Genomic DNA, 15,081 nt, shown 5'->3' with positions numbered 1-15,081 from the left:
GGCGCGGGCCGCGCGGAGCAGCGTACGGCGGGGTGTGCCGCCGACTGCGGAGGGTCTATTCGTATGTCTGGTCGATATCACGGCCGGAGACTATCCAGGGCATCCCTGGGTATTGGCCGGTCTTGGCGCATTGTTGACCCTCTCTTGAACCAAGAGCACCGCATGTACCAGGGATTTGGAGCAAATGCGGACGTAGTTAAGTCGCTGTCCAGCCAGGTTCGTTGTATTCGAACAGGCAGGCTCGTGAGCATGGTTGCCCCGGGCGCGGCAAGGATCCGTGGCGCCCTGTGGTTGCATGGTTCGGTGAATCGACAGACATTGCCGAAAGCCGATGACATCCCGATGTGCGATGTCCGGCGTCGCGGCGAGGACGACCTGGACGGCTGCCTACAGGTGCTCGCCGAGGTGCATGAAGTTGACGGCTATCCCGTGAACTGGCCCGAGCGCCCGGCCGACTGGCTGGCCGGGCCCACGCAACTGGCGGCCTGGGTCGCCGAACTGGACGGACGGATCGTCGGCCATGCCGCTCTCGCCCTGGCCGGCGCGGACGATGTGGCCCCGGCCTTGTGGAGCAGCCGGACGGGAACGGCGGTCGCCGACACCGTCGTACTGAGCCGTCTGTTCGTCTCTCCCTCGGCACGCGGCCATGGGATCGGCGCCCTCCTGATGTCCCAGGCCGCGCGGGAGGCCCGCGAACGCGGTCTCCATCCCGTACTGGACGTCGTGGCCGCCGACTCGGCCGCGGCGGCTGCCGCGCTCTACGAACGCCTCGGCTGGAATCTGCTGGCCGTCGTGGACCAGCGCTGGAGCCCGGACCAGACGGTCAAGGTCCACTGCTACGCGGCCCCGTAGGCGGTCGGCCCATGTGTCCTGGGCCCGGGCCACGGCGCCATGGTGCCGCGCCGGCGGTCAGCGCGCCGGCCGGTCCAGTCGGCGCGTCGAACGGCGTACCACCAGCTCGGGCTGGAGCACGACGGAGCGGTGGCTGTGCTGTTCCGCGCCGGAACCCGTCTCGTCCATCAGCATCTCCGCCGCCGCGCGCCCCATCGCGTCGGCCGGCTGCCGTACGGAGGTGAGCGGTACGACAGCCGCGGCGGCGAACTCGATGTCGTCATAGCCGACGATCGACACATCGCCGGGCACATCGACGCCGGCTCCGTACATCGCTTGCAGAACACCCAGCGCGAGCAGGTCATTGGCGCAGAACACGGCGGTGGGACGCTCCGCCAGACCCAGCAGCCGCGCTCCGGCGTCGATACCGGAGGCCACATCCAGCCGCGCCGACTCCACATGCCGCAAGGCCTGTTCGGGCAGACCGGCCTCGCGCAGCGCGGCCAGCGCGCCCGTACGGCGGTCCCGGCACTGAGGCAGCGACATCGGGCCGCTGATATATGTCACGGACCGGTGTCCGGCCGCCAGCAGATGCCGGACCGCGAGCGCGCCGCCCGCCACGTCGTCCACCGAGACCGAGCATCCTTCGGCGGCGGGCACGGCCCGGTCGACATGGACATACGGAATGCCCTGACGCGCGAACTCCCGCACGGTGCTGCCGGACGCGTCGGTCGGAGTGAGCAGCACTCCGCGTACCCGCTGCTCGGCGAAGAGCGCCAGATACTCCGCCTCCTCGGCCGCGCTGCCCGCGCTGTTGCAGAGCATCACTCCGAGCCCGGCCTCACGCGCGGCGCGCTCGGCGCCCTTGGCGACGGCGACGAAGAACGGGTTCGCCATGTCGAGGACGAGGATGGCCAGGATCCGGCTGGTGCCGACCCGGAGCTGGCGGGCCGTCTCGCTCCGTACGAAACCGAGTTGATCGATCACGGCGCGGACCCGTACGAGCGTGTGCTGCGACACCTTCTCGGGCCGGTTCAGCACATTCGAGACGGTCCCGACCGAGACTCCGGCCAGCCGGGCCACGTCCTTGATGCCGACCGTCTGCGCCACGCGTTCCTGCCCGTTCTGTCACATCGTGTGGGGACCTCTGTCCGGTAGGACCATCATATGCGGGGTATGCCCCTGGATCAGTGCCGCGGCCCGGTCCCAACGGGCCCGGTCACCGGTCGGCTCGTACCGGCGCGGCTCCAGTGTGGCGCGCAGCAGAGCGCGCAGTTCGGCGAGACCGCCGCGGACGGCGCCCGCCGCGCGTGCCTGTACGAGTACGTTGCCGAGGGCCGCCGCCTCCGCGGGTCCCGCCACCACGGGCAGCCCGCAGGCATCGGCGGTGAGCCGGCACAGAAGCTCGTTGTGGGCGCCGCCACCGACGATATGCACGGTGTCCACGGCGCGGCCGGAGAGCCGCTGGGCGTCCTCGATGGCACGCCGGTGCGCCAGGGCCAGCGAGTCCAGGACACAGCGGGCGGTCTCGGCAGGCCCCTGCGGTGGCCGCAGGCCCAGGCGGCGGCACGCGTCCGCGATCCGCCGAGGCATGTCGCCGGGCGCGAGGAACGCGGGATCGTCGGCATCGACGTACGACCGCAGCCCCGGCACTTCGGCGGCCTCGCGCAGCAGCCGGTCCAGCCGCTGCGACGTGCCGGCCGCCTCCCAGGTGCGCAGACACTCCTGGAGCAGCCACAGGCCCATGATGTTGCGCAGATAGCGGACCGTGCCGTCGACGCCCAGTTCATTGGTGAAGTTGGCGCGTCTGCTCTCCTCGGTGAGGACGGGCGTGTCCAGTTCCAGTCCGGCCAGGGACCAGGTGCCGGTCGCGACATACGCGAAGCGGTCGCCCGTCGCCGGGACCGCCGCGACGGCGGAGGCCGTGTCGTGCGAGCCGACCGCCGTCACCGGAACAGGGCCGGACAGTCCGGTCTCCGCCAGCACCTCCGGGAGCAGCTCACCGGCCCGGTCGCCCGGTCCGCGCAGCGGAGGAAAGAGCGTGAGATCGATGCCGAGAGTATCGGCGACGGACCGGGACCAGTCGCGGGTACGCGGGTCGATCAGCTGGGTGGTGGAGGCATTGGTGAGCTCGGTCCCGGCCTCGCCGGTGAGCCAGTACACGATCAGATCGGGGATCAGCAGCAGCCGCCGTGCGGCGCCGAGTACGGCGGTGTCCCGCGCCGCGGTGAGCTGGTACAGGGTGTTGAACGGGAGGTACTGGAGGCCGGTCGCCGCGTACAGCTCGGCCGGTGGCAGCACAGCGCCCACCAGCGCCGCCTGGCCCTCGGTGCGCGTGTCGCGGTAGTGCACGGGATTGCCGAGCAGCGCGCCGTCCGCGTCGAGCAGTCCGTAGTCGACGGCCCAGGTGTCGACACCGACACTCGCCGGCGCCCGTTCCGCCGCCCTGCCCGCGGCCCGCAGCCCGTCCAGCACACCGCCGTACAGGGACAGGATGTCCCAGTGCAGTGTGCCGGCGGTCCGCACCGGGCGGTTGGGAAACCGGTGCACCTCCTGGAGGAGCAGTGTGCCCGCGCCACGGCCGGAGACATGACCGACCATGACACGGCCACTGGACGCGCCGAGATCGACGGCGGCGAAAGGGAGTGGTGCGGTGGATGACACGACGGACCTCGTTCTCAGCGCAGGAACGCCGCCGCCACACCGGCGTCGACCGGCACATGCAGTCCCGTGGTGTGGCTGAGATCGCCGCCGGTCAGAGCGAACACCGCGTTGGCCACATGCTCGGGCAGCACCTCCCGCTTGAGCAGTGTGCGCTGGGCGTAGAACTCGCCGAGCCGCTCCTCCTCCACGCCGTACACCGCCGCCCGTTCGGCTCCCCAGCCGCCCGCGAAGATTCCCGAACCACGCACCACGCCATCGGGATTGACACCGTTGACCCGGATCGAGAGCCCGCCCAGCTCAGCGGCGAGCAGCCGTACCTGATGGGCCTGGTCGGCCTTGGTCGCGGAGTACGCGATGTTGTTGGGGCCCGCGAACACCGCGTTCTTGGAGGCGATGTAGACGATGTCGCCACCGAATCCCTGATCGGTCATCACCCGGACCGCCTCACGCGAGACCAGGAACGAGCCACGGGCCATGATGGAGTGCTGGAGGTCCCAGTCCCGCGCGGTGGTCTCCAGCAGCGGCTTGGAGATCGAGATACCGGCGTTGTTGACGATCAGATCCACACCGCCGAAGGCGAGGACGGCTGCCTCGAACGCCGCCTTGATCTGCTCCTCGTCCGTCACATCGACGGTGACCGCCATCGCCGTGTCCGTACCGCCCAGTTCGCCGGCGACCGTCGTCGCGCTCCCGGCGTCGAGGTCGGCGACCACCACACACGCGCCCTCGGCGGCCAGCCGGTGCGCGATCGCCCTGCCGATCCCCGAGCCCGCACCCGTCACCAGCGCGATCCGGCCCGCCAGTGCCTTCGGCGCGGGCATCCGGCGCAGCTTGGCCTCCTCCAGCTCCCAGTACTCGATACGGAACTTCTCGGACTCCTCGATCGGCGCGTACGAGGAGACGGCCTCGGCGCCGCGCATCACATTGACGGCGTTGAGATAGAACTCCCCGGCCACCCGCGCGGTCTGCTTGTCCTTGCCGAAGGAGAACATGCCCACGCCCGGCACCAGCACGATCGCCGGATCCGCCCCGCGCATCGGCGGTGAACCGGGCACCGCGTGCCGTTCGTAGTACGCCCGGTACTCCGCGCGGTAGTCGGAGTGCAGCTCGGCCAGCCGCTCCTTCATCCGCTCCAACGGCGCACCGGCGGGCAGATCGAGCACCAGCGGACGGACCTTGGTCCGCAGGAAGTGATCGGGACAGGAGGTGCCGAGGGCGGCCAGCCGTGGATGTTCCGCACGGGAGAGGAAGTCGAGGACCGGCTCCGTGGCGGTGTAATGGCCGATCTGGCGCCGGTCGGTGGAGACCAGACCACGGATCAGCGGGGCCAGCGCAGCCGCCTTCGCCCGCCGGTCGGCCTCGGGCAGCGGCTCGTACCCGGGCAGAACGGGACCGAAGGGCTCGGCCCTGCCGCGCTCGGCGAGAAACGCCTCGGCGGTACGGATGATGTGGAGCGAATTGCGCTCGCACTCCTGTGAGGTGGTGCCCCAGGCGGTGATGCCATGGCCGCCGAGCACACAGCCGATCGCCCGCGGATTCGCCTCCTTGACCGCGGCGATGTCCAGACCGAGCTGGAAGCCCGGCCGGCGCCAGGGCACCCAGACCACGGTGTCGCCGAAGCACTCGGCCGTCAGCTTCTCGCCGTCCGCCGCACAGGCCAGGGCGATACCCGAGTCGGGATGGAGATGGTCCACATGGGAGGCGTCGACCAGTCCGTGCATCGCGGTGTCGATGGAGGGGGCCGCTCCGCCCTTGCCGTGCAGGCAGTAGTCGAACGCGGCGACCATCTCGTCCTCGCGCTCCACACCCGGGTACACCGCGGTCAGCGCGCGCAGCCGGTCGACGCGGAGCGCGGCGAGCCCGTCGGCCTTGAGGGTGCCCAGATCGCCGCCGGAGCCCTTGACCCACATCAGTTCGATGTCGTCGCCGGTCACGGGATCGGTGGCGGATCCCTTCGCCGAGGTGTTGCCGCCGGCGTAGTTGGTGTTGCGCGGATCGGCGCCGAGCCGGTGCGAGCGGTCGAGCAGCTCGGCCGCCGCCGGATGCACGGTCGGCACTGCGTACTGGTGAGGCTGGTCGGTCATCATGTCCCTCTGTATGGTGCGGACTTCGCCGGGTACGAGTACGGGCTCGGGTACGGGCTCGGGTACGGCGCCGGAGCGGATACGGGCCGGGCCTCAGGCGCCCCAGCCGGCCGGTGTGCCGCCGACCCGTTCGGCGACGATCCTCTTGCCGTACCCGGAGGCGTGATACGCGGCGACGGGATCGGCGTCCGCGCCCAGTTCCGCGCGGACCTCGGCCACCAGCGGGCGTACGTCCGTGCTGAATGCGTCCATGAGCACCGCGTTCGCCGCCAGTACGTCGCCGCTCCGCTGGGCCGCGTCGAGCGCCTCCGCGTCCACCAGCAGCGCCTTGGCCGTGGCCTCCTGGACGTTCATCACCGACCGGATGATCGCCGGGATCTTCTCCTCGATGTTGTGGCACTGGTCGAGCATGAACGCCGTCTCCGCCGTGAACCCGCCGCCTCTGATCACCTCGTACATGATCCGGAAGAGCTGGAAGGGATCCGCGGCCCCGGCCATCAGATCGTCGTCCGCGTAGAAGCGGGAGTTGAAGTCGAATCCGCCGAGCTTTCCCTCGCGCAGCAGTACCGCGACGATGAACTCGATATTGGTGCCCGGCGCGTGGTGCCCGGTGTCCACGACCACCTGCGCCTTCGGGCCCAGCTTCAGACAGTGCGCGTACGCCGTCCCCCAGTCCGGCACATCCGTGGCGTAGAAGGCCGGTTCGAACAGCTTGTACTCCAGCAGCATCCGCCGGCCGTCGCCGAGCCGCTCGTACACCGCGGACAGCGCCTCGGCGAGCCGTCCCTGACGTGCCGAGATGTCGTCCTGGCCCGGATAGTTGATCCCGTCCGAGAACCACAGCTTCAGATCGCGGGAGCCGGTCGCGTCCATGATGTCCACGCACTCCAGCAGATGGTTCAGCGCCTTGCGGCGCACGGCCGGATCCGGATGGGTGACGGATCCGAGCTTGTAGTCGTCGTCCTGGAACACGTTCGAGTTGATCGCCCCGACGCGCAGTCCCAGCTCCCGGGCCCGCGCGCCGAGCGCGCCGTAGTCGTCCACCCGGTCCCACGGGATGTGCAGCGCCACCGTGGGCGCCACGCCCGTATGCGCGTGCACCCGCGCGGCGTCCGCGAGCTTCTCGGCGGGCGTACGCGGCACACCGGGCTGGGCGAACACCTTGAACCGGGTGCCGGAATTCCCGAACGCCCACGACGGCGTCTCGACGGCCTGTGACTTCAGCGCCGCCTTCACAGCGGACTCGGCGGATCGACCCGTCATATCTCAGCGCTCCCGTGGTGCGGACTCGCGGGGCCAGCCGGAGTCGGTGCAGCGATTCCTTATGAATCGTTTCATCGCGGCGAAGCTATGGGAGCCGTCGGAGGGTGTCAACCCTCCGCGCGACACCTCCATTTGTTCGGGTCGCACCCCTGTGAATTCACCCGAAAATGTCGAGCACAGCCCATTGACGCCGCCGTGGAACGCCGTTTAGCTTCCGTGCAACCTCATTGAAACCTTTCACGACGGGCGGTGCCCCAGGCCCGTCGCCGCTGAGGAGCCCAAATGAACCAGCCCGCCACGGGCCCCGCCCCGGTCCTGGCCCTGAAGGATGTGAGCAAGTCCTTCGGCGCCGTACGGGCCTTGCGGGACGTCTCCCTGCGACTGCTCCCCGGCGAGGCGCACGCGCTCGCCGGGGAGAACGGCGCCGGCAAGTCCACCCTGATCAAGACGCTCGCCGGGGTGCACAGGCCCGATGCCGGCGAGGTGCTTCTCGACGGCACACCTGTTGTCTTCCACGGACCTGCCGACGCCCGCGACGCCGGGATCGCCGTCATCTACCAGGAGCCGACGCTCTTTCCCGATCTGTCGATCGCCGAGAACATCTTCATGGGCCGCCAGCCCCGGCGCTCGCTCGGCCGTATCGACCGCAGGGCCGTACGGGAGAGCACCGCCGCCCTGATGAAACGGCTCGGTGTGGAGCTCGACCCGGACCGTCCCGCGCGCGGGCTGTCCATCGCGGACCAGCAGATCGTCGAGATCGCCAAGGCGCTCTCCTTCGACGCGCGCGTACTGATCATGGACGAGCCCACGGCGGCGCTGACGGGCGGCGAGACCGCCCGGCTCTTCTCCGTGGTGCGGACTCTGCGGGCCGAGGGCGCCGCCGTGCTCTTCATCTCCCACCGGCTCGGCGAGATATTCGAGCTCTGCCAGCGCGTCACCACCCTGCGCGACGGCCGGCTGATCTCCTCCGAGCCGCTGGCCGGACTCACCGAGGACGATCTCGTCCGTGCCATGGTCGGCCGCGATCTCGGCGAGCTGTATCCCAAGCAGCGGGCCGCGGTGGGCGAGACCGCCCTGTCGGTGCGCCGGCTGACCCGGGAGGGAGTGTTCCGGGACATCTCCTTCGAGGTACGGCGAGGCGAGATCGTCGCTCTCGCGGGACTCGTCGGCGCCGGGCGCAGCGAGGTGGCGCAGGCCGTCTTCGGTGTCGACCGGGCGGACGCGGGCGAGGTAGAGGTCGACGGGCGGAAGCTGCCCGCCGGTTCACCGACCGCGGCCATGGACGCCGGACTCGCGCTCGTGCCCGAGGACCGGCGGCTGCGCGGGCTGGTGATGGAGATGTCCATCGAGCGCAATATCGGGCTGACCGGGCTCGGCCGGCTCGGCAAGGGCGGACTGGTGCGCCGGGCGCTGGAGCGCGGCAGGGCCGCCGACTGGGCCGTACGTCTCCAGCTCAAGTACAGCCGTCTCGCCGATCCCGTCGGTGTGCTCTCCGGCGGCAACCAGCAGAAGGTCGTCCTCGCCAAGTGGCTCGCCACCGAACCGGCCGTCCTCATCGTCGACGAACCGACCCGGGGCATCGACGTCGGTACGAAGGCGGAGGTGCACCGGCTGCTCTCCTCCCTGGCCGCGGAAGGGCTCGCCGTCCTGATGATCTCCTCCGATCTGCCCGAGGTCCTGGGCATGGCCGACCGGGTGCTCGTCATGCACGAAGGCCGTCTCACCGCCGAGATCCCACGCGCGGAGGCCACCGAGGAGACGGTGATGGCCGCCGCGACCGGCCGCGCCGAAAGGGCGGCGGCATGACCACCCTGCTGGACAGGCCCGCCGACGCGGGCCGGGACGAGCGCTCGGCACGCTCGCTGGTCGACGCCGTGTTCCGGGCCCGGGAGATCAGCATCGCCGGCGCGCTGGCGCTGCTCGTCCTCGGCACCTGGATCTCCAATCCGCGCTTCCTGGACGACCAGGGCGTCAAGGATCTCCTTCTCAACGCCTCCATTTTGGTTCTGCTCGCCGTCGGCCAGTCCGTGGTCGTCGTCACCCGCAATATCGACCTCTCGGTCGGCTCCGTCGTCGGGCTCTCGGCCTTCGCCTGCGGCCAGTTCGCCGCGGGAACCGACCACGGCGTGCTCACCGTCATGCTGCTCGGTACCGCACTCGGTGTGGGCTGCGGTCTGGTCAGCGGCGCACTGGTCAGCTTCGGCCGCGTCCCGGCGCTCGTGGTCACCCTCGGAATGCTCTACATCATCCAGGGCCTCGACTACTGGTGGGCACAGGGCGAGCAGATCAGCGCCAACGACATCCCGGAACCGGTCCTCGATCTGGGCAGCGGCAGCGTCTTCGGCATCCCGTACCTCCCGCTGATCGCCCTCGCGCTCCTCGCGCTCACCGCGTACTACCTGCGGAGCTACCGCTCAGGACGCGAGCTGTACGCGATCGGCTCCAGCCCGGAGGCCGCGCGGCTCGCGGGCGTACCGATCCGCCGCAGGATCCTCGCCGCGTACGCCTTCTCCGGGGCCGTGGCCGGATTCGCCGGCGCCCTCTGGCTCGCCCGCTTCGGCACCGTCGTCGCGGACAACGCCCACGGCTGGGAACTCACCGTCGTCAGCGCCGTGGTCGTCGGCGGTGTCGCCATCACGGGCGGTACGGGCACGGTGTGGGGCGCGGCGCTCGGCGCGCTGCTGCTCACCACCATCGGCAGCGCCCTGGTCGTCCTCAAGGTCGACGCGTTCTGGCAGGGCGCCATCACCGGCGCGCTGCTCCTCGCCGCCATCACCGTCGACCGGATCGTCTCCCTGCGTATGACAGCCGCACTGAGGAAGAGGAGCGCCCGCCATGGGAACGGCGCCTGAGACAGAGACCGCGCCGGAGACCGCGCCCGGGCCCCGGGCGAACGTGCCCGAGCCGCGCCCGAGCGCCGGGCGGCTGCTGCGGACGGTGGGACTGCGCTGGGACACCGCGGTCGGCGTCCTGCTGGTGGCGGTCTTCGTGACCGGCCTCGGCACCACCGACGGCTTCGCCTCCGGCGAGAATCTCGCCTTCGCCTTCAACGACATGGCCGAAGTCGCCCTGATCGCCCTGCCCATGACCTTGCTGGTGGTGGCCGGACAGATCGATCTGTCCGTCGCCTCCATGCTGGGCCTCGGCAGCGCGCTCACCGGCGCGCTGTGGAACGCGGGCTGGGCCTTCGAGCTGATCGTGCCCGTGGTGCTGCTGGCCGGTGTCGCGGGCGGACTGCTCAACGGCTGGCTGGTCACCCGGGTGGGACTGCCCTCGCTCGCCGTCACCATCGGCACACTCGCCCTTTACCGCGGGCTCGCCTCGGTCGCGCTCGGCAGTGACGCCGTCACCGACTTCCCGCAGGTGTACGCCGACTGGGCCGTGGACACCACCACGGTCCCCGGCACCTTCCTGACCTATCCCGTCGTCCTGTTCCTCGTACTGGCGCTCGCCACGGCCGTACTGCTCCACTCCACCTCCTTCGGACGGTCGCTGTTCGCCATCGGCGCACAGGAGGAGGCCGCCTACTTCGCCGGGATCAGGGTCAAGCGGTTCAAGCTGATCCTCTTCGTGGTCACCGGAGCGTTCTCGGCCTTCGCCGGGATCGTCTTCACTCTCCGGTACGGCAGCGCGCGCGCCGACAACGGCCTCGGTTTCGAGATGCTCGTCATCGCCTCCGTCCTGCTCGGCGGCGTCGACTTCGACGGCGGCAAGGGCACGCTCTTCGGCGCGGTCGCCGGTGTGCTGCTGATCGGAGTCCTCAAGAATCTGCTCACGCTCAACGACGTGCCGAACGAGGTCCAGGTCATTGTGACCGGGCTGCTGCTCGTCGCCTCGGTCCTCACGCCGAGAGTCATCGCCACCGTGGTGGAGCGCCGTCATCGGCGCGCGGCCGTCGGTGTGTCCGGGCCCTGAGCCTCCCGCCCTCCGTCAACTTCCCGAGCTCCCGCCGTACTTCCCGAAAGGCCTGTGCCCGCCATGATCATCCGTACCGCCGCCCGGCGCCGCGCGGCGGCCACCGCCGCCACCGTCTGTGCCCTCGCCGTCGCCCTGACCGCCTGCTCCGGCACCACCAAGAACAGCACCGAGAAGGGCACCACGAAGGCGGACACCGCCGCCGAGGCCAATCCGGACGCGCCGCTGAAGAAGGGCCTCAAGCTCGCCTTCCTACCCAAGCAGATCAACAATCCGTACGAGAAGATCGTGGACGAGGCCGGTATCGCCGCCGCGGCCGAGTACGGCGCCACCGGCAAGGAGGTCGGTCCCTCCGACGCCAGCGCCTCCTCGCAGGTCTCGTACATCAACACCCTCATCCAGCAGCGCCAGGACGCCATCCTGATCGCGGCCAACGACCCGAACGCGGTCTGCGGCCCGCTCAAGCAGGCCATGAAGAAGGACATCAAGGTCGTCGCGTACGACTCCGACACCGCGAAGGACTGCCGCCAGCTCTTCATCAACCAGGCCAGCTCCGAGGAGATAGGCCGGAGCCTCGTCCAGCACCTCGGTGAACAGATCGGCTACCAGGGCAAGATCGCGATCCTTTCGGCCACCCAGAACGCCACGAACCAGAACACCTGGATCGAGTTCATGAAGGACGAGCTGAAGCTGCCCAAGTACCGGAACATGCAGCTCGTGAAGGTCGCGTACGGCGACGACGCGGACCAGAAGTCCTTCCAGCAGACGCAGGGCCTGCTCCAGGCCTATCCGGACCTCAAGGGCATCATCTCGCCGACCACCGTCGGAATCGCCGCCGCCGCCCGCTATCTCAGCGACTCCTCGTACAAGGGCAAGGTCGTGCTCAACGGGCTGGGCACACCGAACCAGATGCGCAAGTACGTCAAGGACGGCACCGTCGAGCAGTTCTCGCTCTGGAACCCCGAGGAGCTCGGCTATCTGGGGTCGTACGCGGCAGCCGCCCTGGCGTCGGGACAGATCACCGGCGCCGAGGGTGAGAAGTTCAAGGCGGGCAAGCTCGGCGAGTACACCATCGGGAAGGACGGCGAGGTCATCCTCGGCGAGCCGACCGTCTTCGACAAGAACAACATCGACACGTTCGACTTCTGACCGGCCGGACAATCCCCAACGGAGCCGCCATGACCGTCCGTACCGCAGCCGTCGCCCGCAAGCCCAGGATCGGGCTGGTCGCGGGCGGGCTGGGCGCCTACTGGCCGCAGTTCCCCGATCTTCTGCCACAGCTACGGCGCTCCGCCGACCGGGTCACCACGCGTATGCGGGAGTTCGACGCCGAGGTCGTTGACGTCGGCTTCATCTCGGACGCCCGGGAAGGCGCCGAGGCGGCCGAGAAACTGCGCGCCGCCGACTGCGATCTGATCGTCGGTTTCCTCACCACCTATATGACGGCGACCATGCTCGTCCCCGTCGCCCAGCGCAGCGGCGCGCCCGTCCTGCTGATCAATCTCCAGCCCACACCGTCCATGGACCACGCCTCCTTCGACACCGGACAGTGGCTCGCCTACTGCGGTGCCTGTCCGCTGCCGGAGATGGCCAACGCCTTCGAGCGCGTGGGCGTCCCTTTCCGCTCCGTCTCCGGACATCTTGAGGACGAGCGGGCCTGGGAGCGCATCGGCCGCTGGATCCGGGCCGCCGGAGTCCGCTCCGTCCTGCGCCACGGCCGGCACGGTCTGATGGGACATCTCTACCCCGGTATGTACGACGTCTCCACCGACCTCACCATGGTCCCGGGCCATCTCGGCGGCCATGTCGAGGTCGTGGAGTTCGACGATCTGCGCGTACGGGTCGAGCAGGTCAAGGACGGAGAACTCACCGCGAAGCTCGACGAGACCCGTGAGGTCTTCGAACTCGCCGACTCCGTGGTCGAGGACGATCTGCGCTGGGCCGCGCGTGTCTCCGCCGGACTCGACCGGCTCGTCGCCGACTTCGACCTGGACTCGCTCGCCTACTACCACCGAGGGCTCGACGGCGAGATCCATGAACGGCTCGGCGCGGGCATGATCCTCGGCTCCTCGCTGCTGACCGCCCGCGGAGTCCCGGCCTGCGGCGAGTACGAACTGCGCACCTCGCTCGCGATGCTGATCGCCGACCGTCTCGGCGCCGGCGGCTCCTTCACCGAACTCCAGGCACTGGACTTCACGGCCGGAGTGGTGGAGATGGGCCATGACGGCCCCGGGCATCTCGCCATCAGCGAGCGCAAGCCACTGCTGCGCGGACTCGGTGTCTACCACGGCAAGCGCGGCTGGGGCGTCTCCGTCGAGTTCGACGTACGGCACGGGCCCGTCACCCTGGTCGGCCTGGGACAGAGCCGTGACGGCCGGTACCGGCTGGTCGCGGCCGAGGGCGAGGTCGTTCCCGGGCCGCATCTGGAGATCGGCAACACCACCTCCCGTGTCGACTTCGGCTGTGATCCGGGGGAGTGGACCGATGCCTGGAGCGCCAGTGGTGTCGGTCACCACTGGGCCCTGGCCACCGGCCGGCTGCTGCCCGAGCTGCGCGCGCTTTCCGGTCTGACCGGTCTGGACCTGGTGGAGGTCACCGTCTGATGCGGCGTCCGGTGGGGATCAAGGACGTGGCCGGGGCGGCCGGTGTCTCGGTGGGCACCGTCTCGAATGTGATCAACCGCCCGGACACCGTCACGGAGGAGACCCGCCGGCGCGTCCAGTCCGCCATCGAACGGCTCGGCTATGTACGCAGCGAGTCCGCGCGCCAGCTCCGCGCCGGGCGCAGCCGCATTCTGGCCATGCTCGTCCTCGACATGGCGAATCCGTTCTTCGTGGCGGTGGCCTCGGGCGCGGAACGCTCGGCGCGCGCGGCCGGGCTCGGTGTGATGCTCTGCAACAGCGCCGAGAACCCGGCGGAGGAGGCCACCTATCTCACGCTCTTCTCCGAACAGCGCGTACGGGGCGTGCTGGTGACTCCGGCCGACACCAGCGGCCGCAATCTCGACGCGTTCCGGCGCCATGACATCCCGTTCGTCCTTGTCGACCGTGTCGTACCGAGCGCGGACGGCTGTTCGGTGTCCGTGGACGATGTGACCGGCGGCGCGATGGCCGTACGCCATCTGCTGCGCGGCGGATGCCGTGATATCGCGTATGTCAGCGGCCCGATGCGTCTGCCGCAGTGCCAGAGCCGCCGGGAGGGCGCCCTGCTCGCCCTCGCCGAGGCGGGGCTGCCGTCCGTGTCGCTCCGCCATGTGGAGGCCGCCCGGCTCGATGTGGCCGCGGGCCGGGACGCCGGAGCGCGGCTGCTCGGGATGGCGCCACGGCCGAGCGCGGTGTTCTGCGCCAACGACCTGCTCGCGCTGGGCGTGCTCCAGACGCTCTACCACGCGGGCGTACGGGTGCCCGAGGAGATGGCGATCGTCGGCTACGACGACATCGAGTTCGCGTCCGCCGCCGCCGTACCGCTGACATCGGTGCGCCGGCCCGCCTTCCGGCTCGGCGGCGCCGCGGCCGATCTGCTGATCGAGGAGACCGGTGACGGGGCCGCCGGGCACCGGCACCGGCGTATCGTGCTCCAGCCCGAACTGGTGGTGCGCGCCTCGACGCTCTCCCGTGCGCGTGGCTGACGGTGCGTCCGGTTGCCCGCAGTGGCCGGATCGGCCGGATGCGCCCTGGCCGCCGCGCCATCCCTTGGTCTAGACCTTGACAGGTCCACGCGATTCCGATTTGGTTCCCTCACCCCCCATGGCGAGCAGCGGGACACCCGGTTGCTCGCGCGAAGGAGTGAGTCGTTTGAGACAGCGCGTCCTGGCCCTGATCGCGGCGATGGTTTCGGCCCTCGCCCTCACGATTTTCCTGCCCGCCTCTTCCGCCTCCGCCGCGACCTGCGCGGCGGGATGGAACGCGTCCTCCGTGTACACCGGCGGTAACACGGCTTCGTACAACGGTCACAACTGGTCGGCCAAGTGGTGGACCCAGGGAGAGACTCCCGGTACCACCGATGTCTGGGCCGACCAGGGCACCTGTGACGGTTCCAGCCCAGGCGGCGGCTCCGGCGCCTGTGACTACCCGGCCTGGGTGGCGGGCCGTGCGTATGTCGCCGGCAACATCGTGAAGTACACCGACGGCAAGTTCTATATCGCGGAGCACGACAACCCGGGCTACGACCCGGTCATCAGCACCTGGTACTGGGAGCCGTACAACTGCACCGGCACCCCGCCGACCGACCCGCCGCCGGCCGGTGGCTTCGTCGTCAGCGAGAGCCAGTTCAACCAGATGTTCCCGAGCCGGAATTCCTTCTACACGTACAGTGGGCTGACGGC

General features: G+C 69.9%; 12 protein-coding genes. 8 read left to right on the top strand and 4 right to left on the bottom strand.

Annotation, left to right across the window (positions count from 1 at the left end):
• Positions 1–342 precede the first annotated feature (342 nt).
• Complete coding sequence (locus GA0115259_RS09290; protein ID WP_093593601.1) at positions 343–852, top strand: GNAT family N-acetyltransferase; 510 nt, start codon at positions 343–345, stop codon at positions 850–852.
• A gap of 57 nt (positions 853–909) precedes the next feature.
• Here GA0115259_RS09290 and GA0115259_RS09285 read toward each other — a convergent pair whose 3' ends face one another.
• The 4 genes from GA0115259_RS09285 to rhaI form a co-directional block, all read right to left on the bottom strand.
• On the bottom strand, positions 910–1,941 hold the full coding sequence (locus GA0115259_RS09285) for a LacI family DNA-binding transcriptional regulator (RefSeq protein ID WP_093593598.1): 1,032 nt from the start codon (positions 1,939–1,941) through the stop codon (positions 910–912).
• Positions 1,942–1,959: 18 nt separating this feature from the next.
• Positions 1,960–3,495, bottom strand: coding sequence for a rhamnulokinase (locus GA0115259_RS09280; RefSeq protein WP_256097953.1), 1,536 nt, complete (start codon positions 3,493–3,495; stop codon positions 1,960–1,962).
• A 14-nt stretch (positions 3,496–3,509) separates the two neighbouring features.
• Positions 3,510–5,579, bottom strand: a complete 2,070-nt coding sequence (locus GA0115259_RS09275; protein WP_093593604.1) for a bifunctional aldolase/short-chain dehydrogenase — start codon at positions 5,577–5,579, stop codon at positions 3,510–3,512.
• Between the two features lie 93 nt (positions 5,580–5,672).
• Positions 5,673–6,842 (bottom strand): L-rhamnose isomerase, encoded by a 1,170-nt coding sequence (gene rhaI / locus GA0115259_RS09270; protein WP_093593595.1) that lies wholly within the window; start codon positions 6,840–6,842, stop codon positions 5,673–5,675.
• Between the two features lie 282 nt (positions 6,843–7,124).
• On the opposite strand from rhaI, the gene GA0115259_RS09265 reads away from it, so the two are divergent.
• The 7 genes from GA0115259_RS09265 to GA0115259_RS41645 all read left to right on the top strand — a co-directional run.
• Positions 7,125–8,648 (top strand): sugar ABC transporter ATP-binding protein, encoded by a 1,524-nt coding sequence (locus GA0115259_RS09265; protein ID WP_093593592.1) that lies wholly within the window; start codon positions 7,125–7,127, stop codon positions 8,646–8,648.
• On the top strand, positions 8,645–9,694 hold the full coding sequence (locus GA0115259_RS09260) for an ABC transporter permease (RefSeq protein WP_093593589.1): 1,050 nt from the start codon (positions 8,645–8,647) through the stop codon (positions 9,692–9,694). The genes GA0115259_RS09265 and GA0115259_RS09260 overlap by 4 nt, the downstream gene beginning before the upstream one ends.
• Complete coding sequence (locus tag GA0115259_RS09255) at positions 9,678–10,757, top strand: ABC transporter permease (protein ID WP_093593586.1); 1,080 nt, start codon at positions 9,678–9,680, stop codon at positions 10,755–10,757. The genes GA0115259_RS09260 and GA0115259_RS09255 overlap by 17 nt, the downstream gene beginning before the upstream one ends.
• A 63-nt stretch (positions 10,758–10,820) precedes the next feature.
• On the top strand, positions 10,821–11,906 hold the full coding sequence (gene rhaS / locus GA0115259_RS09250) for a rhamnose ABC transporter substrate-binding protein (protein WP_093593583.1): 1,086 nt from the start codon (positions 10,821–10,823) through the stop codon (positions 11,904–11,906).
• A gap of 29 nt (positions 11,907–11,935) precedes the next feature.
• Positions 11,936–13,360 carry an L-fucose/L-arabinose isomerase family protein gene (locus GA0115259_RS09245; RefSeq protein WP_093593580.1) on the top strand — a complete coding sequence of 475 codons (1,425 nt, stop codon included), beginning with the start codon at positions 11,936–11,938 and terminating at the stop codon, positions 13,358–13,360.
• Positions 13,360–14,385 carry a LacI family DNA-binding transcriptional regulator gene (locus tag GA0115259_RS09240; RefSeq protein ID WP_093593577.1) on the top strand — a complete coding sequence of 342 codons (1,026 nt, stop codon included), beginning with the start codon at positions 13,360–13,362 and terminating at the stop codon, positions 14,383–14,385. Before GA0115259_RS09245 ends, GA0115259_RS09240 begins: the two co-directional genes overlap by 1 nt.
• Before the next feature lie 166 nt (positions 14,386–14,551).
• Positions 14,552–15,081 (top strand): carbohydrate-binding protein (locus GA0115259_RS41645; RefSeq protein ID WP_237539872.1); only part of this gene is annotated, 530 nt, incomplete at its 3' end.

The sequence above is a fragment of the Streptomyces sp. MnatMP-M17 genome (assembly GCF_900091995.1).
Taxonomy (GTDB): domain Bacteria; phylum Actinomycetota; class Actinomycetes; order Streptomycetales; family Streptomycetaceae; genus Streptomyces.
Note: the sequence above shows the minus strand (reverse complement) of the source record. Positions and strands in the feature narration are given on the sequence as shown.